This window comes from Acutalibacter intestini, from assembly GCF_034334985.1.
GTDB lineage: Bacteria > Bacillota > Clostridia > Oscillospirales > Acutalibacteraceae > Acutalibacter > Acutalibacter intestini.
The window spans coordinates 1-22,148 of record NZ_JAWXXL010000046.1; the positions used below are offsets into that span (position 1 = coordinate 1).

Below are 22,148 nucleotides of genomic sequence, written 5' to 3' on the forward strand. Positions count from 1 at the left end.
ATTGCCAACTATCCACGCAAAATTTTAGGTTGGAAAACGTCTGAAATGCTCTTCCGTGAAGCCGTCGCCGCCCTCTGAAAAAAATATTTCAAATTTTTTCGCATTTACTCTTGACATTTTCGACTATGTGCAGGAAATCAGCACCAACGCCGCCTATCTTACAAGCGATACCAAGTACCCCGTTGTCTTTGCGTATGCAGGGCAGGATACGGCACTCGTCCACATCTCCGCAAACGAGGGCAACGCCATTGAGAACAAGCTCATCTACGGCTCTGTCAGTGGGAAGAAATCGGACGAGGACGGAAAGGCTCTGGGCGGTGCAACCATCGGCATCTTCAAGACTGGCACAACCGAATTTACAAAAGAGACAGCGATTGCGACTACCGTATCCGCAGAGGACGGTAGTTTTTCTTTTGCAAAAGTACCCTACGGCACATGGGTAATCCGTGAGATTGAAAGCCCCAAAGGATATGTACTCTCCGAGGAAGAAATCGCCGTCACAATCAGCGAAGTGGAGGAAGTTGTTGAGGTGGAGCTTGTGAACTACTTCATCCGTGGCAGCATCTCCCTCACAAAAGTGGATAAGGACTACCCCGACAACAAGCTCATGGGGGCGGTGTTCGAGGTCTACTCCGATACCAACGGTGACGGCAAACTGGATAAGGACGATGTGCTGCTCGGCACAATGACCGAGATAGAGGGAGGCGTCTACCAGATGAAAGAACTCCGCTACGGCAAGTACCTTGTCCGTGAAAAGACCGCCCCGACTGGATATATCCTTGATGAAAATGTCTATCCCGTATCCATCGAGGAAAACGGCAAGACCTACACCGTGGAGAACGAAGCAGGTAAGGGATTCTGGAACGAAGCCCAGAAAGGGAACCTCAAAATCGTCAAGACATCCTCGGACGGCAGGGTGGAGGGCTTCTCTTTCCGCATCACGGGCGTGAACTACGACCAGACCTTTAAGACCGACAGGAACGGCGAAATCTCCATCGAGGGCTTACGGATTGGCGAGTATACCGTTTCCGAGGTGAGCGACAAAGCATCCGCAGGCTATATCCTGCCCGCCGACAAGCAGGCTACCGTGCAGGTGGGAGCCACCACCATCGTCCAGATGCACAATGAACTCCGTGACACCCCGAAAACGGGCGATGACTTCAACCCTGCCCTCTGGGTGAGCCTTGCGGCGGCATTCACCATCGGTGCGGGCGTTCTGGGATTCCTTGGGATTAAGGGGAAGAAGAAAAAAGAGGACTGATAACCGAATCACGGGCAGCATGAAGCCCCTGCGGTCAGAAATCGGAAAGGAGGTCTTATGAGAATGGACGCAAAGACCATCATCGCCATCGTGCTTGTGGCATTCATTGGCGGCGGAGCCTTGTGGCTCAACATCCGCCACAGAAAGAATAAGTAACCCAAGTATGCAGGGACGGGGGCGGCTGAAAATGCCGCCCCTATCCTTTATGGAGGTACGCTATGCACAATCTGAAAACCATTGAGGGCAAAGTCAGACGGATTCTGGAAAAGGACGAGGATGCCAGAAACGATGACATGACCCTTTACCTTGCGGTCTGCAATTCCTGTCTGAAAGGCGCAGGGGCGATGCCCTTTGCCGAGGTCATGGCACAGCATAAATATCTGGGCTTGCCGAGCTTTGAGAGCGTCAGCAGGACACGGCGCAGATTGCAGGAGAAGCACCCCGGACTGCTTGGGAGCCTGCGGATGCAGAAGCTTCGAGCCAGAGGGGAAAAGGCATACCGCAGATATGCAAAAAGCGACTGAACGGAGGTCTGATTATGGAGGAAGAAAAACGCTCCAACCAAGGATATAAAATCATCGAGAGCTGTACCATCGGGAGTACAGAGCTTGTCATCGGGCATAACCCCAAAGCCCCCAACCCCTATGTGTGCTGGTACTGCAAGGGCGGGGACAACTATTTCTGGGGATGCTACTGCAACGAGCTGTCGGCGGCACGGGAGAAGTTCAATGAGCGATACCAGTCCGAGAGCCGTATGCCCTACAACAATCCCCCTGCCCCGAAACAGAGGAACGGCGATGACCGTGGGCGATAAAAAGGCTGCGGAAAGCAGCCCCCAAAAATACGACTGTACGACCTGCCCTTATCCCCGATATAAGGACAAATACACCATCTTCTGCGATGTCTGTATCCGAAAGATTTTAGACGAGCAGCGAGAAAAGAAACAGAGAAAGGAGAATCCCGATGGAGAATGAGGAAAAAAGGATGATAAGCTCTTACGAGGTCACGCAGAGCATCCACATCGGCAGAAAGGAAGTGGTGTTCGGCGTGGATGAAAAAGCAGAATATCCCTTTTTAGTCTGCCACTGCACCTACGACAACCCGGTATCCGCAGAATGGGTGACGGATGCCGTCGGCTCTGATGACTATCTGGAAGCCATGCAGATTTTCATGGAGCGTGTGCAGGAACAGATAGGGCTTGTGCGAGCCGAGCAGGAGCAGTTCAAGTTTGATTTGAAGCCGTTCACTATAGACGACTGCATCCCCGACAACAAAAGCGGCAGCATCGTGGGAAAAGTTGTCGTCATCAATGCCGAGGTCAACCGCTACGAATACCGCCACTCCGCCTATCAGCTTGTGCTTGCGGACGGCGGAAACGGTGCGACTGGCGGCAGGGGGCAGGCGGTGTTCGGCACATGCCTTGCCACGGGCGAGCATCGCAGGTGGGAAAGGTACGATGTCCTTGGGGAAATCAAGCCCGACCACATGCCCCAATGGGCAAAGGAAGCCCTCGCCAGAACCAAGGCGCAGGAGAAAGAGAAAAAATCAAAGAGCAGGGAGGGACGCTGATGGAGGTACGAGCTTTAACACAGCCCGAACAGAAATACACCTATTCCCAGAGTACGCAGATAGCAGGGCAGACGGGCTGCATCGGGCATCTGCGTGGGGATTTCGACAGCTCTGGGAACGGCTTTTTTACCACATGGGACGACCACTGGGACAGGTGGAAAACGGACGAGTTCAAGGCGGAGCTTGACAAGGTTATCAACGCTCTGCGTGAGGGAAAAGGTCTTTTGCACAACCGCCGTGACATGGCGGCGTTTGCAAGGGCAAATCCCGATGCCGCCTTTATGGGGAACTACTGCACCGAGTACGGCTTCCGTGTGGATACGGACAAACACGCTTTCCTGCTCCGCTGCAACCCCACAAAGGGGGACTACAACTTTTACTGCTACTGCTACGTCAAGGACTGGCTTGACGGTCACATCCAGAAAGCCCAGCAGGGCATCCGCTTCATCGACCCCCATTATAATGAAAGGTTCCGCATCCCAGACGGCGGCAGAATCATCATCAGCTATGCGTGGGGAGAAAAGACGGAAAAGACCTGCCGCTTCATTGACGAGTACCACACCGAGGTAGGGAGCAGCCTTTACCATATCTGCGAATTTGCGGAGAAGATGAAGATGAACGGACACAGCTATGAGCCGAAGCCCGAAGAACCGCCGTCTCCCAAGAAAGCACCGAAGCACAGAGACCATGAACGATAAGGAGGAATGGAACTATGGCAGTAAACCAGAAAGCCGTCAAGGTCTTGAACAAGATTTTAGACGCAGGCTTTACCGAGGAAAAAGCCATCGCCGCCATGACGATGGACGACATCCTCTCCATGCAGGGCATCACGGTGGCGGACATCACCCTCATCAACGACCTGCAAAAGAGCATCAGGGCGAACAAGGTCATCTCCTTTTTGGGCGGTGGCATGGAATAAGGGACAAAAGGAAACAGAAAATTTCACCATAAGGAGGTGTGAGAATGGCTGCAAAGTACCAGCTCATCACGGAGCTGTATCAGCGGACGGGCGTTACCGTCACGAGGAACCCGCAGGCGTGGCAGGGCTTCCTGTCCTCTGCCTGCCGCAATTACAAGTGCCGCTTTGACGAGCAGCTCCTCATTTACGCCCAACGCCCCGATGCTGTTGCCGTTACCACCATAGAGGTCTGGAACAGGCTCTTTAAGCGGTGGGTGAACAAGGACAGCAAAGGCATCGCCGTATTCGACACCAAGGGGCGCAGGAACACCCTCAAATACTACTTCGACGTGTCGGACACCCATGAGGGCTACTACGGGAGCAGAGCCGTCCCCATATGGCAGATGGACGGGCGGTACGAGCAGGCAGTCATGGAACGGCTCTCCGACAGGTTTGGCGAAGTGGAAAGAGACGGGCTTGCCGGGGTGCTGATGGAGACGGCAAAGAACGCCGTGGAGGACAATCTACAGGACTACACGGCACAGCTAAAGGATTACGTCGAGGGGAGCTTTCTGGAGGGGCTTGACGATTATAATATAGAAGTGATGTACCGTGAGCTTGCCGCTAACAGCGTAGCCTATATGCTGATGACCCGCTGCGGCATAGATGCGGCGGAGTATTTTGACCGTGAGGACTTCGGGGCAATCGTCAATTTCAATACGCCCCAGACCCTCAACGCCATCGGCATCGCCACAAGCGACATTGCGGAGATGGCTCTGCGTGAAATCTCCCAGACGATACGGAATGTGCAAATGGCGGAGAAAGACCAGAAACGCACCTTTGCACGGCAGTACCAGATTCGCTATGATAGTGGCAGGAAACAACCCGAAAGGAGCGAGAACAATGAGCAAAATCACTTACACGAAGCAGGACGATTACCTTATACCCGACCTCACATTACCGACAGAGCCAGAGCTTCCGCTTGGCAGGTACGCTTTGATGCACAGGGACTATCTGGAGAAGCACAAGAGGGTGACGTTCCTCAACCTGCTGACATCGGGCAGGCTGAACGCACACCTGCACCAGACCGAGCAGGCGGCACTCTCCAGACTGGAGCTGCTGACGAAGCAGCTCTCCAAGGAGCAGGGCATGACGGAGGAACTGAAAGAGAAAGCACCAATGCAGTGGGTGCAGGCGATGAACGCCATCCGCAGCCAAGCCGAGGAAATGATTCTGGACGAGCTGATTTACCAGTAGAATCCGAGCCTGCCGAGGACGGACAGCGCAGCATTGCCACCGAGGAAGAAGTGAGGGCGAATCTTCCCACCGTGGACGAACAGATTGAGATGATGGTTGAAGCAGAGGATATGCGGAATGAATCCGCAGGCAAGTCCTCTGCTTCTCCGTCTTTAGGGGGCAGCTATTCGCAGGAGGACATTGACAGCATCCTCACCAAAGGCAGCGGCTTCCAAGACAGCAAGTACCGCATCTACCGCCAGTTCCAAAAGCAGGAGGACAGCAAGAGCAACATCGACTTCTTGAAACGGGAGTACGGCACGGGAAGCGGCAATTATCATTTTTCAGACGGGAGAAGCGGTCACTTTGAGTTCAGCGGCAAAAGCTTTGCCATAGACCGTGAGACGGTTTTAACTTGGTCTAAGGCAGAGAAACGCCTGCGGGAGCTGATAAAGAACAACCGCTATTTCAGCCCGAAAGAGAAAGACCGCTACGCCGATTATCTGGAGGGCATCTCTGCCCCGCAGTACGAAATCGACAGCCAGAGGAAAGCGGCAAGGCAGCGTTTCATAGACGCCCACCGTGACCTGCCCCCTGCCGACAAACGTGACACGCTCTCCCTGCGGCTCTCCGACTTCATCCGTGACTTGGACGGCTACGAAAAAAATCTGCTTGAAAATGTAGGGCGTACCGACTTTGGAGACATGACAACCGGGCAGATGGAGCAGGCTCTCTCCGACCCTGCCGCCGTGCAGCAGCTCATAGACTTTCTGGCTCTGGTGCAGGGAAAGACCTCAAGCGTCTACAGCCGCAGCAATGCGTGGAGTTTCACGCAGGAGCTTACGGAGCTTTACCCTCTTTGCTACCTCTACCATGAGGGCGATGTGGTGTATATCGGTGCGGACAAATATGAGATTTCCGACTTAGGCGAAGATGCCGTATCCCTGCGGAATCTAGAGTTTCCTTTGTTTGGCACGGAAATGAGCCGTGCCGACTTTGAGGAAAAGCTCCGTGAGAACCCCATGAACGACCATCTGAAAACGGTCATCACCGAGAAGCAGGAAACACGGTCTCCCGCCGAGGGAAAGGAAAACGCCGAGGAAAAGGAAACGGAAGCTCCCGCCGAGGAAAAACCCGACAGCATCACATTTTCCATCGGCTTCTCCGAGCATCCCGCCTTTTATGATAAACAGCTCAATGACCGCTATACCGATTTGAGCTTTGCCCTTGGGAACAAGCTCCTTGGCGTTCTGGACGAAAAGCAGCACCGTGAAAGACTGGATAAGAGCAAGGGCGTGGGGTGGTATAAAAAGACCGACTTTGAGATTACCGCCGTTGTAGGCGGCGAGGAATTCCACTATGAGGGACGCTTCGACATCGGGGACGGCGAGGGCGACTTGATTGCCCACATCAAAAACTTTTACGACTACTATCTCTCCCCCGACTGCCCCTTTATCCCAGAGTGGAAAAGACAGGGCGAGGACTACTACCGTGAAAAGATAGAAAACCTGCGCTTCGGGCATGACACGCTGCTCCCATTCCTTATGCAGAATACCGAGCTGACCCCAGAGGATGAAAAGCTCCTAACGGAGATAATGGCTACCGAAGCCGACTGGAACAGGAAAGCGGAGGACAAGGCACAGCCCGAAGAAACAAAAGCCGCTGAAGAAACCCCCGTTAAAGAAACTCCCACTGAACAAGCTCCTGCCGATGCAGAATCCGCTGTCGATGAAATGCTTGCCTTTGCGGAGAGGATTGCGGCACAGTACGAGACCGAGCCGCCAGAGGAACGCTTTGAGGTCATCATGACTTCCGATGCGTTCCCAGACCCCGAAGATGCCTTTGCCATCTGGGACAACATCCGAGAGGAATACTATGCGGACACGGACGGCAGGGTGCTGACCTACCCCACCGAGGAAGCAGCCACGGCAGGGCTTCTGAAAGTGCGGAAAGCCGTATCCGACAAGGAAGCCGAGGAATGGCTCTATGCGGAGCGTGTCAGGCAGGGCGTAATACCTGCCCCGTCCGAGCCTGCAAAGCAGGATGATTCAGACCTTATCGGCACGGAGCTCACCATCGACAACCGCCGCTACCTCATTGAGAGAATCGGGGAAATCAGCGGCGACGTCTCCCTGCGTGACATCACGTTCCAGAACAGCGTGGGCTTCCCTATCAGCCGAGTGGAGAAAATCGGCTATGTCCGCAGGCTTTTGGAGCAGGGGCAGAAAGAATTACCACCCGAAAAAGGAAACGCAGAAGCCCCCGCACCGACCACGGCGAAAGCTCCTGCCCTTTCCGTAGACCGCCACAACTACCGCATCACGGACGATGCTTTAGGCGTAGGCGGGGCAAAAGAAAAATTCCGAAACAACATGGCGGCGGTCAGTCTCCTGCACGAACTGGAGATTGAGAGCCGCCTTGCCACGCCCGAAGAACAGGAAACCCTTGCCAAGTATGTGGGATGGGGCGGTCTGTCTATGGCGTTTGACAGCAATAATGCGGCATGGGCGAATGAGTACAAGGAATTGAAATCCGTCCTCTCCGATGAGGAATACCGTGCAGCGATGGAATCCACCTTGACGGCGTTCTATACCCCGCCCGTTGTCATTAAGGCAATGTACGAAGCCCTTGACCGCCTTGGCTTCTCCAAAGGCAACATCTTGGAGCCGTCCTGCGGCGTGGGCAACTTCTTAGGCTTGCTTCCCGACAGCATGGCGGACAGCCGGCTCTACGGCGTGGAGATTGACCCCCTTTCTGGGAAGATAGCAAGGCAGCTCTACCAGAGGGCGAGCATCGCCATCGAGGGCTTTGAGGACACCAAGCTCCCAGACAGCCACTTTGACGTGGTGCTTGGCAACGTGCCTTTCGGGGAGTTCAAGGTGGACGACAGCCGCTACAACGCCCAGAAGTTCCTAATCCACGACTATTTTTTTGCAAAGGCTCTGGATAAGGTACGCACGGGCGGCGTGGTGATGTTCATCACTTCCAAGGGGACGATGGATAAGGCAAGCCCAGAGGTGCGCAAATTTATCGCCCAGAGAGCCGAGCTGTTAGGCGCAATCCGTCTGCCAGACAACACGTTCCGAGCCAACGCAGGCACGGAGGTCACAAGCGACATCCTCATCCTGCAAAAACGTGACCGCATCATCGACATCGAGCCAGACTGGATATACCTTGACACCAATGCCGACGGCATCACCATGAACAGCTATTTTGTGCAGCACCCAGAGATGGTGCTTGGCACAATGCAGATGGAAAGCACACGCTTCGGCATGGACGCCGCCTGCAAAGCGGACAAGGAAAGACCCCTCTCCGGGCTTCTGCATGAAGCTATGCAACGGATAAGCGGCGAAATCCCAGAGTATGAAAGTGAAATCGACCAGATTTCCGATGAGCAGGACAAGTCCATCCCCGCCGACCCCAACGTGCGGAACTTCTCCTATGCCCTTGTGGACGGAAAGATTTATTTTCGGGAGAATGACCGCATGACCCCCGCCAGCGCATCCATGACGGCGGAGAACCGCATCAAGGGCTTGCTTGGCATACGGGACAGTGTACGCCGCCTTATCGAGTACCAGACCAATGACTACCCCGAAGAAATGATAAAGACCGAGCAGGAGAACCTTAACCGTCTGTACGATGCCTTTACCGAAAAGTACGGTCTTATCAACAGCCGGGGGAACTACCTTGCCTTTGCCGCCGATGAGAGCTACTTCCTTTTATGCTCCCTTGAGGTGCTTGACGATGAGGGGAAATTCAAGCGCAAGGCGGATATGTTCACCAAGCGGACGATAAAGCCCCACCGGGAGGTCACGTCCGTGGAGACCGCAAGCGAAGCCCTGGCACTCTCCATCGGGGAGAAAGCCCGTGTTGACCTTGGCTATATGGCGAAGCTCACGGGCAGGACGCAGGAGGAAATTGTCACGGAATTGCAGGGCGTAATCTTCCGTGTGCCGAATACCGAGCCTGCACGGTACGCTGCCGCAGACGAATACCTCTCTGGAAACGTGAGGGAGAAATTGAAAGTTGCGGAGATTGCGGCGAAGTCCGACCCTGCCCTGTCCCTCAACGTGGAAGCACTAAGGCAGGTCATCCCCAAGGATTTAAGTGCCGCCGAAATCGCCGTCCGTTTAGGCACCACATGGATACCCGAATCCGATATACAGCAGTTCGTGATGGAGCTTTTAACCCCGTCAAGCCATGCCGCAGGCAGGCTGAGGGTGCGCTACACCCCCTACAACGGCGACTGGTTCATTGAGAACAAGACTTCCGACTTCGGGAACGTCAAGGCGGACAGCACCTACGGCACGAAAAGGGCAAGTGCCTACCGTATCATCGAGGACACCCTAAACCTAAAGGACACCCGCATTTTCGACTATGTTCACGATGAACACGGCAACAAAAAGGCAGTGTTCAACGCCAAGGAGACCACGGCGGCGCAGGCAAAGCAGGAAGTCATCAAGCAGGCGTTTGGGGACTGGATATGGAAAGACCCGGAACGCAGGAACCGCCTTGTCCGCTACTACAATGATACCTTTAACTCCGTGCGCCCCCGTGAATATGACGGGCGGCACATCACATTTGGGGGCATCAGCCCGGAAATCAAGCTGCGCCCCCACCAAGTCAATGCCATCGCCCACATCCTCTACGGCGGCAACACGCTCCTTGCCCACAAGGTAGGGGCAGGCAAGACCTTTGAGATGGTAGCCGCCGCACAGGAAAGCAAGCGGTTAGGCTTGTGCCAGAAATCCATGTTTGTCGTACCCAACCACCTTGTGGGGCAATGGGCTTCCGAGTACCTGCGGCTCTATCCAAGTGCCAATATCCTCGTCACCACCAAGCAGGATTTTGAGACCGCCAACCGCAAGAAGTTCTGCGGCAGGATTGCCACGGGCGATTATGATGCCGTGATTATCGGACACTCTCAATTCGAGAAAATCCAGATGAGCGAGGAACGCCAGAGGGAACAGCTCCAACGGCAGCTTGACGATATAGAGATGGGCATTGACGAGATACAGAAGTCCCACGGCGAGCAGTTCACGGTGAAGCAGCTCATGAAAACCAGAAAGGCTATCGAAGCCAAGCTAAAGAAGCTCAACGATACGAAAAGAAAGGATACGGTGATTGACTTTGAGCAGTTGGGCGTAGACAGGCTCTTTATAGATGAGAGCCATTTTTACAAGAACCTGTACCTCTACACCAAGATGCGGAACGTGGGCGGCATCGCCCAGACCGAAGCCCAGAAAAGCTCCGACCTCTTTATGAAATGCCGTTATCTGGACGAAATAACGGGCAACCGTGGCACGGTTTTCGCCACGGGGACGCCCATCTCGAACTCAATGGTGGAGATGTACTCCGTCCAGAGGTACTTGCAGTATGACACCCTTGCGAGGAACGGCTTGCAGCATTTTGACGCATGGGCTTCCACCTTTGGCGAAACCGTCACGGCTCTGGAGCTTGCCCCAGAGGGTACGAACTACCGAGCCAAGACGAGGTTCGCGAAGTTCTACAATCTCCCAGAGCTGATGCAGATGTTCCGTGAAGTTGCGGACATCCAGACCGCCGATATGCTGAAACTCCCCGTCCCCAAGGTCAACTACCACAACATCAAGACCAAGCCCAGCGAGATACAGACGGAAATGGTGGCAGGGCTTGCCAAGCGAGCCGAGAAAGTAAGGGCAAGGAAAGTCGAGCCGAACATCGACAACATGCTGAAAATCACCAATGACGGGCGCAAGCTTGCCCTCGACCAGAGGATGATAGACCCCATGCTGCCAGACGACCCCGACAGTAAGGTCAACGCCTGCGTGGATAATGTGTACCGCATCTGGGAGGGACACGCCGACACCAAGGCGACGCAGCTCTTGTTCTGCGACCTCAGTACACCGAAAAATGACGGCACTTTCAATGTCTACGATGACATCCGAGAGAAGCTGATTGCCCGTGGCATCCCCGCCGGGCAGGTGCGTTTCATCCATGAAGCGTCTACCGATGCACAGAAAAAGGAGCTGTTCGGCAAGGTGCGGAGCGGTGAAGTGAGGGTGCTGCTCGGCTCCACCCAGAAGATGGGCGCAGGGACAAACGTGCAGGACAGGCTTGTGGCGATTCATAACCTCGACTGCCCTTGGCGACCCTCGGATGTAGGACGGATTTTGCGGACATTCAAAATAAAAAAGAATGTGGAGGTAACAGACAATGGCAAAGACGATTTTTGAGGAACTGGGCGGCAAATATGAGCGGCAAGGAGATTATTTAATACCGTGCTTAACTGTACCCGCCGAAGAAGAACAGCCGATAGGCACATGGGGGCAACGACATCTGAATTATCTGAAGCAGTACCGTAAGGTTACATACACCAATCTTCTCACAAGCGGCAGGCTCAACGCTTATCTTGCCGACATCGACAGACAGGCACAGGAACGCTTTGAAAGGCTCATAGAGGGCATGAAACAGGAACAGGGCATAACGGAACGCCTAAAGGAAGAAAACGCCTTAGAATGGACAGGGCGGCTAGGTAACATAAGGGCTTGTGCGAGGGAGATTGTAGGAAAAGAAATTATCTATGTATAAGCAGCAGGTTAACGGTAGAGTGAAAATTTTGCCGCTGTTCCTGTTTTAGTGCAAAGTTTTAGTATTTCGTCAGCTTGACAAATAAATGATTAAGGAATATAATTAAGCTTAATTTCATACAAGGAGTTAGTAAATATGCGGCAAGGTATTCTTAAATAAACTGTCAATTTGATAGTGGGAACAAAAAGGTTTTAGCCCTTTTGCTTTTAATGGGGCTTAGTTTTTTGTACCCAGTTTAAGAATACTTTTATCATGTAATTTTATATATCCGAAAACACATAGGTGTTTTGGGCTTATTGAAGTTATTTACCCAGTGATAGGAGTATTTATCACTGGGTATTTTTATGCCCTTTTTTGGGCGTTGATTTGGAGGAAAATTACATGAAAATAATTAACTTAGGAATTTTAGCCCACGTTGATGCAGGAAAGACAACTTTAACAGAAAGTTTATTATATACCAGTGGTGCGATTGCGGAATTAGGGAGCGTGGATAAAGGAACAACAAGAACAGATACAATGAATTTGGAGCGTCAAAGAGGAATTACCATACAGACGGCAGTGACATCTTTTCAATGGGAGGATGTAAAAGTCAATATTATAGATACGCCTGGACATATGGATTTTTTGGCGGAAGTTTACCGTTCTTTATCCGTTTTAGACGGGGCGGTATTATTGGTTTCTGCAAAGGATGGCGTGCAGGCACAGACTCGTATATTGTTTCATGCATTACAGACAATGAAGATTCCAACAATCTTTTTTATCAATAAAATTGACCAAGAGGGAATTGATTTGCAAATGGTATATCAGGAAATGAAAGAAAAACTTTCTCCCGAAATAATAGTGAAACAAAAGGTAATGCAGCATCCCCGCATAAACATAATGGATAATGTTGATATCGAACAGTGGGAGGTGCTAATTGCAGGAAACGATGAACTTTTGGAAAGATATATATTAGAGGAGCCACTTAAAATTTCGGAACTAGAGCAGGAAGAAAATAGGAGATTTCAGAATGGCACAGTATTTCCTGTTTATCATGGAAGCGCTAAGAACAATCTGGGAATCCGGCAGCTTATAGAAGTAATTACAGGCAGGCTTTATTCATCAACGCCCAAAGAACAGTCTGAACTATGCGGGCAGGTTTTTAAGATTGAATATTCAGAAAAAAGGAGGCGTTTGGCTTATGTGCGTCTGTACAGCGGCGCATTGCATTCGAGGGACGTTGTCAGAATATCAGAAAAAGAGAAAATAAAAATTACAGAGATGAGTATTCCTACAAACGGTGAATTGTGTTTAGCAGATACGGCTTACTCTGGTGAAATTGTCATTTTATTTAATGATATTTTACGATTAAATAGTATTCTTGGGAACGAAGTATTGTTGCCGCAGCGGGAATCTATTGAAAATCCGCTCCCTATACTCCAAACAACAATTGAAGTAAAGAAATCCGAACAGCGGGAAGTGTTACTTGAGGCGCTTACAGAAATCTCAGATGGCGATCCTCTTTTAAAGTATTACGTGGATACTACAACGCATGAAATTATACTTTCCTTTTTGGGGAAGGTACAGATGGAAGTTATTTGTGCCATTCTTGAGGAAAAGTATCATGTAGAGGCAGAAATAAAAGAACCTACTGTTATATACATGGAAAGACCGTTAGGAAAAGCAGAATATACCATCCATATTGAAGTGCCGCCGAATCCTTTCTGGGCTACTATTGGATTATCAGTAGAACCGCTCCCTCTTGGGAGCGGGGTGCAGTATGAAAGCCGGGTTTCACTTGGGTATTTAAACCAATCATTCCAAAATGCAGTTATGGAAGGAGTTCGTTATGGTTGTGAGCAAGGGATGTATGGATGGGAAGTGACAGACTGTAAAATCTGTTTTGAATATGGTGTGTATTATAGTCCCGTAAGCACCCCGGCAGATTTTCGGCTGCTTTCTCCTATTGTATTGGAGCAGGCTTTAAGAAGAGCGGGGACAGAATTATTAGAACCATATCTCTATTTTGAAATTTATGCACCGCAAGAATATCTCTCACGGGCGTATCACGATGCCCCTAAGTATGGTGCAGATATTGTAAGTACTCAGCTAAAAAATAACGAGGTTATTCTGAAAGGGGAAATCCCTGCCAGATGTGTTCAGGAGTATAGAAATGATTTAACCTATTTTACAAATGGGCAAGGAGTTTGTTTAACAGAGTTAAAAGGATACCAATCAGCTAACAGCAAGCCTGTTTGCCAGCCCCGCCGCCCCAATAGCCGTATAGATAAGGTTCGGCATATGTTCCATAAGTTGACTTAACAGTTTGTGTAAATTGTATAAATATTTTGTATAGAATGGGATTTGAAAGGATTAGAACGTAATTATGATTAAATGTGAATGGATATTGTGTCCTGTTTGTGGGAGTAAAACTCGTAATAAAATTAGGAAGGATAGCGTTTTAAAAAATTATCCTCTCTATTGTCCAAAATGCAGGCAAGAAAGATTGATAAAAGTTGATAATTTGAAAGTAACAGTCATCAGAGAGCCAGACGCTTAAGACGCAGAGCCGATGAATTTGTGGAATAACTCACGAATCATCGGCTTTTTTTTAATTTGGCATTTGAAAGGACAAGCCCACAAATAAAAAAACGATATTCGGGTGGGCTTTTTTATTATACCTTAAATTACCCTCTGGATTTGTTTTTGAATTTGGAGGGTTTTTATGTTCCTTTTTTCGGGCAGTAATCTATCTGCTCATGCAACGCAGAATTTATACATACACAACATATCGGGGAATGGCAGGAAGCCAGTTAAAAAAATTATCCCCAACCATGCAACGCTACTTCTCACCATGAAACCAGAAGTAGAATATCCACTTAACAGAATATGTATCTCCTATAACCGTAGAGGTCACAGAGCTTTTGCGGTTTTTCTTTTGTCGTTTTTTATCGGAATGTGCCGCAGGGCTAGTCCTTGTGCTGGTTGTCGTTCCCCGCCTCTCCATCTGGATTTTTACATTTTCAAAAATTCAGATTGGAGGGAAAGGAACATGGCATATAACCACGGACGAGAGGACAGAAAATGGCGTATCTGGAAAGAAGCCGAGGAAAAGATGTTGCGGGAGTGCGGCGTTGATGAAGCGGTCATTGAGCAAATCCGCATAGAGGACAGGGCAGACTTTAATTCCAACAGGCGGTTTTACCGATGGACGAGCGACTTTGGGGAATACCTTGAGGGAATGGCAGACACCGAACCGCAGGCAGAGCCGAATACCATTGCGGACTTACTGGACGAGATTGAGAACGAGAAGCTGTATCAGGCACTGCTTACGGTGGACAAGCATACCCTGCTCATTCTCTTGCTGAAAATGCAGGGCTATTCCACGAGGGAGATTGCGGCGATGGCAGGGCTTACCGAAAGGGCGGTCTATAAACGCCTTGAAAGGCTCCGTAAAAAATTAAAGCCTATTTTTTATCCTTTCGGGGAAATTTAATCATTTCCACGGGCTATTGGGTGGGAGGGCAATCCTCTCACTCAATTTTTTTCGGGAGGAAAGGAAATGGCATACGGGGCAAAGACATACACACTTCGGGAGGAATCCACGGAAAGCGGCGCAAGGTATTTTATCAGTTTTAGGGACGGGCAGGGGAAATCTCACGAGTTGGAAGTATCAGAACAGCTATTTTTTGAATTTCGGCAGATGGAACGGAAAAATAGAAACCTTCAGCAATGGAATCAGCGGCACAGGGAGTTTAACGAGGTATGGGACGAAACGCTTTACAGACGTGCGTTAAGAGTGCCTAAATCGCTTGATGAAAGAATGATTGAAAAAGAACGGAATGAACTGTTTTACAAAGCTATTGCCCGACTGCCAGAGATACAAAGGCGGCGTTTCCTGCTCTACTACGAGTATGATTTCAACTTTTATCAAATCGGCAAGATGGAGCATTGCACCGCTTCCGCTATCCAGAAGTCCGTTTCGGTTGCAAGGGAAAAGGTCAAGGCAGAAATGAAGAAATATCTCCAACCGTGACAGTCACCGCCCGAAAAAGAAGTTTGCTCTTAATAGGTGTGGGATTGGCGGCAATACATACTCTCACTTTTTTTCGTGGGAGTAAATCTTTTTAAGGAGGTTTATTTTTATGTGCAACAAAACCAAAACCACAGCCCGAAAGGAGGAAAGCCATGCAGAAGTTACAGACAGTCAATGCAGACACGCTCCTTTATGAGCCGCTTGAGAAACCGTCCTTTGTAGTGGACGGTCTGATACCCACGGGCTTAACCCTTTTCTGCGGCTCACAGAAAATCGGCAAGAGCTGGCTCATGTTAAAGCTCTGCCTATGTGTGTCACAGGGAATCCCCTTATGGGATATGCCGACACGGGAGGGCGATGTGCTTTACCTCTGTCTGGAGGACACGTTCTGCCGCATACAGGACAGGCTGTTCCGCTTGACGGACGAAGCAAGTGGGCGGCTCCACTTTGCGGTGGCAAGCGATAAGCTGTCAGACGGTCTTATTGTGCAGTTGGAAGATTATCTGAAAGAATACCCCGACAGCAGGCTGATTGTCATTGACACCTTGCAGAAAATCCGCACCGCATCCAAAGACAACGCCTATGCAAGCGATTACGGGGACATCTCCCTTATTAAAGACTTTGCCGACAGGCACTCATTGGCGGTCATTGTCGTACACCACATCCGAAAGCAGAACGACAGCGATGTGTTCAACAAGGTGTCTGGCACGACGGGATTGACGGGGAGTGCGGACGCCACCTTTGTTCTGGAACAGGAAAACCGTGCGTCCAATGCCGCAAAGTTATATGTGACGGGCAGGGACACACCCTATCAGGAGTTTAAGCTCCGCTTCCGTGATTGCAGTTGGGAACTGGTGGAACGTAAGGAGCAGGAACAGCTTGCGAAAGAAGCGATACCTGATGTTCTTTTTCGTCTGGTTGATTTCATGCAGGGCAGGGAGGGATGGACTGGCACAGCCACCGAGTTACTGGACGCTCTGGGGGAAACAGGGACAGCGGCAAATGTCTTGACGAAGTGGATGAACGAGTACCGCCTTGACTTCCTGCTTGAAAACCATATCCGCTATGATTTCAGCCGCAGGAGCAACGGGCGGATGATTTCCCTTGCAAGGCAGGAAGATGTGGGGAATGACGGTCATGACGATGATGACGGTGTTTTTGGGATGCCCCCGCCGCTGTCATCCCTACGGGAGAACACCCCGTAAACGCAACATGCAGGCGTGGGCATTACTCGCCCTTTTCGGCTCGTAAAGCCACCCCTGCGGTCAGAAAAATCCCCCGATTTTTCCGACTGCGTTTACAGGGTGTAACACACTACACTTTGCCCTGCAAAGTCGTGTGCCAGACGTTCCCTCTGGACTCCCTTATGGCAGGGCTTACGCCCTGCTTATCCTGCGCTTTCCGCTTCGGATAAAAGAATATCGGCGTGACGGTTACGGCTCTTATGAGGGGGTATCCCAAAAACACCGTCATCATCGTCATGACCGTCACGCACCAAAGACAGGAAGCGACAGTTACCCGCCGAAAGAAAGGAAGATGATGAACTATGCCCTATGCAATCCTGCGTTTCCAGAAACGCAAAGCAGGCGGCGTTGCGGCTTGTGAACGCCACAACGAGAGGAAGAAAGAAGCCTATAAAAGCAACCCAGACATTGACGTGGGACGCTCCAAAGATAACTACCATCTTGTGAATCCACCCCGTTACACCTACAAAAAAGAGATAAACCGAATGGTAGATGAAGCGGGCTGTAAGGTAAGGAAAGACAGCGTGATGATGGTGGAAACGCTCATCACCGCTTCGCCCGAATTTATGAACAGCTTACCGCCAGAAGAACAAAAAGCCTATTTCCAGACGGCTCTTGACTTCATTTCGGAACGTGTGGGAAAGCAGAATATCCTCTCCGCAGTCGTCCACATGGACGAAAGAACGCCCCATATGCACCTGTGCTTTGTGCCGCTCACGCCCGACAACAAGCTGTCAGCGAAGTCTATCTTAGGCAATCAAAAGAGCCTGTCCGAGTGGCAGACCGCCTACCATGAGCGGATGTCCGCACGGTGGAATCCGCTTGAACGGGGGCAGTCCTCAATGGATACAAAGCGCAAGCACATCCCCACATGGCTCTATAAACTAGGCGGCAGGCTTGATAAACAGTATGAAGAAATCGTGTCTGCCCTCTCCGACATTAACGCCTTTAACGCAGGAAAGAAGCGTGACAAGGCTCTGGAACTGATTGCGGCGTGGCTCCCAGACGTGGAGAAATTCTCTAAGGAAATCGGCAAACAGAGAGCTTATATCGACAGCTTGAAAGAGAGAATCGGGCAGGAATCCGATTATGCGGGGCGTATGCGTAATGAAAAGTACGAGCAGGAATTAAAGGTACAGAAAGCCAACCAGAGGATATTTGAATTGCAGAAAACCAATCAGCAGATGGAACGGTTATTGAAAAAAATACCGTCAGAGGTATTGGAAGAATTACAGAAAACAGGCAGAACCAGAAAAAAAGAAAGGTAGGGATGTGAATGAAGAGACAGGATTTTAAGGTATTAAAGACCGCAGATTTATACCCGTTTCCCGATAATCCGTTTCATGTAGTGGAGGACGAAATGTTATCAGAATTAGCAGAGAGTATCAAAGAGTTTGGAATCGTAACGCCGATAATCACACGCCCGAAAGAGGACGGGAATGGTTATGAAATCATTGCGGGACAGCGGCGTGTGCGTGCTTCGGAGCTTGCAGGGTTAAACACAATCCCCGCTTTTGTCCTGCCCTTAGACCGTGACCGAGCCATCATCACCCTTGTGGACAGCAATTTGCAACGAGAAAATATCCTGCCGAGCGAGCGGGCGTTTGCCTACAAGATGAAATCCGAAGCCATGAAGCGGCAGGGTTTCCGCACAGACTTAACCTCGTCACAAGTTGGGACGAGGTTGCGGACAGACGATAAGGTGGCACAGGGCTTCGGCGTTGGCAGGATGACCGTGCAGAGATTTATCCGATTGACGGAACTGATACCGCCGATTTTGCAGATGGTGGACGAGGGGAAAATCGCCCTCACGCCTGCGGTGGAGCTGTCCTTTTTGAAGAAAGACGAGCAGGAAAATCTACTCGCCACAATGGAGAGCGAAGAAGCAACGCCCTCACTCTCACAGGCACAGCGGATGAAAAGCCTTAGCCAGAGCGGGCGGCTTGACATGGATATGATATTTTCCATTATGACCGAGGAAAAGGAAAACCAGAAAGAAACCTTGAAAATCAACACAAGCAGGCTGAAAAAATATTTTCCGAAGAACACAACGCCGAAGCAGATGGAGGACGCCATCATCAAACTGTTAGAGCGTGAATTGCAGAGGAAACGGAACAGGGACAGCCGCTAATCTTCTTTTTTCGGGAGGTAAATACAGAAAGTTGAGGTAGAAAATGAAAGAAATCCAGTACGAGATTGTAAAGAAAATCGCCGTATTGTCCATGAGCGACAGCGGCTACGCAAAGGAAATCAACTTGATTTCATGGAACGGGAACGAGCCGAAGTATGACATCCGCAGTTTTTCTCCCAACCATGAGAAGTGCGGAAAGGGAATCACGTTGACTGCCGATGAAGCGGCGGCTCTCCTTAAAGCATTGCAGGAAGAATTGAACAGCGGGGATTGATTGTGTCTGATTGGCAGGTGGGGACGTTTTCAGACGCTCCCCTGCCCTGTCTGGAAAGGAAGATTTGAATATGGGCGAGGATAAGACAACGAACAAAAAGAGAAAGCGTATCATGCCAAAAGCACAAGTGCAGGTAATTATCAGTCGGGAATATGTCGGTACACAGACCGTTGCCGAAGCGTTTATCCCGATTATCTCCGAAGATATACGGAGGGGGATTGGCAAAGATGACACCTTCGACAATGAGGATATATCCGCTTAGAATGTACGCAATGGAACATGAAATTAAGTAGAGCAAGGACGGAGGTTTAACAGTATGGCAGGGATAAGAACGGGGAATCAGATTTATGAAGTCGGCATTTACTGCCGCTTGTCAAAGGACGATGGCACGGAAAACGAGAGTGCGAGCATTGCCACGCAGAAATCCATCCTCACGGATTATGTGAAAAAGCAGGGCTGGCATTTGGCAAAAACGTATGTGGACGACGGGTACTCTGGTACGAATTTCCAAAGACCGAGCTTCCAGAACATGATTAAGGACATTGAAAACGGACGGATAAACTGCGTGATTACGAAAGATTTATCACGTTTAGGGAGGAACTACCTTGACTGCGGATTATATTTGGAAGTCTTTTTCCCAGAGCATAATGTGAGGTATATAGCGGTCAATGACGGCGTGGATACCTTGAATAAATCGGCGATGGACATCACCCCATTCCGCAATATCCTAAACGAAATGTACTCTGCCGATGTGTCGGTTAAGATAAAATCGGCGTACCGAGCGAGATTCCAGCAGGGGAAATTTATGGGGACGTATGCACCCTATGGATATATCAAAGACCCTGCCGACCACAACCATCTGCTGATTGACGATAAGGTGGCGCACGTTGTAAGGGAGATATTTGACCTTGCATTAGCGGGAAATGGACTTGGAAAAATACGCAAGCACATCAACAGCCAGCACGTTTTACGCCCTGCCGCTTATGCGGCGGAGCAGGGAGCAACAGGCTATGAGAGATACTTTGAGGACAACGAAGAAAACCGTTATATCTGGAGTGAGAACAGCTTGAGGAATATTTTAAGAAGCCCTATCTATGCAGGAAACCTTGCAGGCTACAAGCGGATTGCCGCCAATATGAAAAGCAAGAAAAGACCGTCCAAGCTGCCAGAAGAATGGGAAGTGATACCCGACACCCATGAGGGCATAGTCACACAAGAAGAATTTGATACTGTCCAACAGCTTATGACGAGCCGCAGACGGGAAAAGAATAAGGGTGACTTTGAGAATATTTTTTCAGGTGTTATCAAGTGTGCGGACTGCGGCTATGCTCTGCGGGCTATGAGCGCAAACAGGAGGAAACGCCCCGACATCATCGACTGCGTACAATATACCTGCAATAATTATGGCAGGTATGGCAACGTCATGTGTACCGCACATGCCATTGAAGCGAGGGATTTATTCAATGCCGTGCTTGCCGACATCAACCGTTTTGCGGATATGGCGGTGAATGACGAGCGGGCGGTGAGGGCGATTGAAAAGCGGCTCACGGAAACAGACCAGAGCAAGGCAAAGGCAATGGAGAAAGAACAAAAGAAGCTGAACAAACGCCTTGCGGAGCTTGACAGGCTGTTTTCCTCTCTCTATGAGGATAAGGTCATGGAGCGTATCACCGAGCGGAATTTTGAGATGATGTCGGGGAAATACCAGAAAGAACAGCTTGAAATCAAAGCGAGATTAAAAGAGGTAACGGAAACGCTCAACGAAAGCTATGAGAAGTCGCAGGGAATCCGTGACTTCCTCTCCCTTATCCGCAACTATCAAGGCTTAAAAGAACTGGACGCAACAGTGGTAAATGCACTGATAGACAAGATACTTGTTTCGGAGCGTGAGAAGTCAGCGGACGGAACGGTTAAGCAGGAAATCAAGATTTACTATAAATTCATCGGCTTTGTCGGTGAATTACATATCACACCCACAAAGCGGTGGACGGCGTTACCCGCTAAACACTGTACGGTGTGCGGCGTTGAATATGTCCCTGGCTCTGGCATATCGAAGTATTGCCCTGCTTGCGCCAAGAAGATACAGAGAGAGAAGTCAAACGAAAGCAAACGCAGGAGCAGGGAACAGAAAAGGATGGCATGTATTGAACTGTCCGCAAAAAATGACCGACTGACTTGGAACAGCGCCAGGGGAGGGTTGAAAGGCAGGGCAACATGTTCCCAGAGGTGGAAGTCTACCGCTATGTGACGGAGCAGACCTTTGATGCCTACCTCTATCAGCTTGTGGAATCCAAGCAGAAATTCATCTCCCAGATAATGACGAGCAAAAGCCCCGTGCGCTCCGCCGAGGACGTGGACGAGGTGGCTCTCTCCTTTGCGGAGGTGAAGATGCTTGCCACGGGCGATGAGCGTTTCAAGGAAAAGATGGACTTGGATATACAGGTCTCCAAGCTCCGCACCCTAAAGCAGAGCTACCTCTCCGAACATTACGACCTTGAGGACAGGATACTGAAACACTTTCCGAGGGAGATAAAGGAGCTTGAGGAACGCATTGAAAGCTACGGCAGCGATGCCGTCCTTGCCGGGCAGCACAAGCCGCAGGGCGAGGACAAGTTCTGTCCCATGACCCTATGCGGCAAGACCTACGCAGAAAAAGCGGACGCAGGCGAGATGCTCCTTGCCGCCTGCAAGGAGAACACTTCCCCACAGCCCGTACCAATCGGCATCTATCGGGGCTTCCAAATGGAGGTCTGGTACGACAGCTTTTACACCCACTACTGCCTAAACTTGTGCGGCACGGGAAAATACAAGGTGGAGTTAGGCTCTGATGCTTTAGAACCTGTTTAGTATCTAGCCAACCATCCGGTCCAGTGATAAAATAGAGGGGATGAGGGGGGAAGACAGGTGAGGAAAAGCTATCCAAGTGACATCAGTCGGAAACAATTTGAAG

The 22,148-nt window shown here is 50.4% G+C and carries 18 protein-coding genes and 3 pseudogenes; all 21 read left to right on the forward strand.

All coding sequences use genetic code 11. The features are described 5' to 3' along the window. Nucleotides 1–124: 124 nt before the first annotated feature. Nucleotides 125–1,261: pseudogene (locus U8U68_RS19290) on the forward strand (MSCRAMM family protein); the annotation flags it as partial. Nucleotides 1,262–1,479: 218 nt separating this feature from the next. Continuing rightward, on the forward strand, nucleotides 1,480–1,785 hold the full coding sequence (locus U8U68_RS19295) for a hypothetical protein (protein ID WP_322203725.1): 306 nt from the start codon (nucleotides 1,480–1,482) through the stop codon (nucleotides 1,783–1,785). A gap of 14 nt (nucleotides 1,786–1,799) precedes the next feature. After that, entirely contained in the window at nucleotides 1,800–2,075 is a 276-nt protein-coding gene (locus U8U68_RS19300; RefSeq protein ID WP_322203727.1) for a hypothetical protein, read from the forward strand. Beyond that, on the forward strand, nucleotides 2,065–2,235 hold the full coding sequence (locus U8U68_RS19305; protein ID WP_322203729.1) for a hypothetical protein: 171 nt from the start codon (nucleotides 2,065–2,067) through the stop codon (nucleotides 2,233–2,235). The genes U8U68_RS19300 and U8U68_RS19305 overlap by 11 nt, the downstream gene beginning before the upstream one ends. Beyond that, nucleotides 2,225–2,830: a hypothetical protein gene (locus U8U68_RS19310; protein ID WP_322203731.1), complete on the forward strand. Its 606-nt coding sequence runs from the start codon at nucleotides 2,225–2,227 to the stop codon at nucleotides 2,828–2,830. Before U8U68_RS19305 ends, U8U68_RS19310 begins: the two co-directional genes overlap by 11 nt. Next, complete coding sequence (locus U8U68_RS19315) at nucleotides 2,830–3,528, forward strand: hypothetical protein (protein WP_322203733.1); 699 nt, start codon at nucleotides 2,830–2,832, stop codon at nucleotides 3,526–3,528. The genes U8U68_RS19310 and U8U68_RS19315 overlap by 1 nt, the downstream gene beginning before the upstream one ends. Nucleotides 3,529–3,542: 14 nt before the next feature. Next, the gene (locus tag U8U68_RS19320) at nucleotides 3,543–3,749 is read left to right on the forward strand and encodes a hypothetical protein (protein ID WP_120477802.1); all 207 of its coding nucleotides are present in this window, start codon (nucleotides 3,543–3,545) and stop codon (nucleotides 3,747–3,749) included. An 882-nt stretch (nucleotides 3,750–4,631) separates the two neighbouring features. Beyond that, the gene (locus tag U8U68_RS19325; protein WP_322203737.1) at nucleotides 4,632–4,985 is read left to right on the forward strand and encodes a TnpV protein; all 354 of its coding nucleotides are present in this window, start codon (nucleotides 4,632–4,634) and stop codon (nucleotides 4,983–4,985) included. 1,001 nt (nucleotides 4,986–5,986) lie between these two features. After that, complete coding sequence (locus U8U68_RS19330) at nucleotides 5,987–11,179, forward strand: helicase-like domain-containing protein (protein WP_322203755.1); 5,193 nt, start codon at nucleotides 5,987–5,989, stop codon at nucleotides 11,177–11,179. Continuing rightward, nucleotides 11,160–11,534 (forward strand): TnpV protein, encoded by a 375-nt coding sequence (locus U8U68_RS19335; protein ID WP_004070749.1) that lies wholly within the window; start codon nucleotides 11,160–11,162, stop codon nucleotides 11,532–11,534. The genes U8U68_RS19330 and U8U68_RS19335 overlap by 20 nt, the downstream gene beginning before the upstream one ends. Before the next feature lie 381 nt (nucleotides 11,535–11,915). Beyond that, a complete protein-coding gene (tet, locus tag U8U68_RS19340; protein ID WP_004070750.1) occupies nucleotides 11,916–13,835 on the forward strand; it encodes a TetM/TetW/TetO/TetS family tetracycline resistance ribosomal protection protein in 1,920 nt (639 codons plus the stop codon). Between the two features lie 64 nt (nucleotides 13,836–13,899). Further along, a pseudogene (locus U8U68_RS19345) lies at nucleotides 13,900–14,089 on the forward strand (cysteine-rich KTR domain-containing protein). 476 nt (nucleotides 14,090–14,565) lie between these two features. Then, on the forward strand, nucleotides 14,566–15,009 hold the full coding sequence (locus tag U8U68_RS19350; protein WP_004070752.1) for a sigma factor-like helix-turn-helix DNA-binding protein: 444 nt from the start codon (nucleotides 14,566–14,568) through the stop codon (nucleotides 15,007–15,009). Between the two features lie 66 nt (nucleotides 15,010–15,075). Beyond that, the gene (locus U8U68_RS19355) at nucleotides 15,076–15,549 is read left to right on the forward strand and encodes an RNA polymerase sigma factor (protein WP_004070755.1); all 474 of its coding nucleotides are present in this window, start codon (nucleotides 15,076–15,078) and stop codon (nucleotides 15,547–15,549) included. Between the two features lie 152 nt (nucleotides 15,550–15,701). Next, nucleotides 15,702–16,754 (forward strand): AAA family ATPase, encoded by a 1,053-nt coding sequence (locus U8U68_RS19360; protein ID WP_004070756.1) that lies wholly within the window; start codon nucleotides 15,702–15,704, stop codon nucleotides 16,752–16,754. A 341-nt stretch (nucleotides 16,755–17,095) separates the two neighbouring features. Next, nucleotides 17,096–18,061, forward strand: coding sequence for a MobV family relaxase (gene mobV / locus U8U68_RS19365; RefSeq protein ID WP_004070758.1), 966 nt, complete (start codon nucleotides 17,096–17,098; stop codon nucleotides 18,059–18,061). Nucleotides 18,062–18,069: 8 nt separating this feature from the next. Next, nucleotides 18,070–18,924: a ParB/RepB/Spo0J family partition protein gene (locus tag U8U68_RS19370; protein ID WP_004070759.1), complete on the forward strand. Its 855-nt coding sequence runs from the start codon at nucleotides 18,070–18,072 to the stop codon at nucleotides 18,922–18,924. A gap of 43 nt (nucleotides 18,925–18,967) precedes the next feature. After that, nucleotides 18,968–19,198, forward strand: a complete 231-nt coding sequence (locus U8U68_RS19375; RefSeq protein WP_004070761.1) for a YdbC family protein — start codon at nucleotides 18,968–18,970, stop codon at nucleotides 19,196–19,198. 70 nt (nucleotides 19,199–19,268) lie between these two features. Further along, nucleotides 19,269–19,460, forward strand: coding sequence for a hypothetical protein (locus tag U8U68_RS19380; RefSeq protein ID WP_004070763.1), 192 nt, complete (start codon nucleotides 19,269–19,271; stop codon nucleotides 19,458–19,460). A 54-nt stretch (nucleotides 19,461–19,514) separates the two neighbouring features. Beyond that, nucleotides 19,515–21,446 (forward strand): recombinase family protein, encoded by a 1,932-nt coding sequence (locus U8U68_RS19385; protein WP_322203751.1) that lies wholly within the window; start codon nucleotides 19,515–19,517, stop codon nucleotides 21,444–21,446. Next, a pseudogene (locus U8U68_RS22715) lies at nucleotides 21,365–21,577 on the forward strand (hypothetical protein); the annotation flags it as partial. The gene U8U68_RS19385 and the pseudogene U8U68_RS22715, both read left to right, overlap by 82 nt. Nucleotides 21,578–22,148 lie beyond the last annotated feature (571 nt).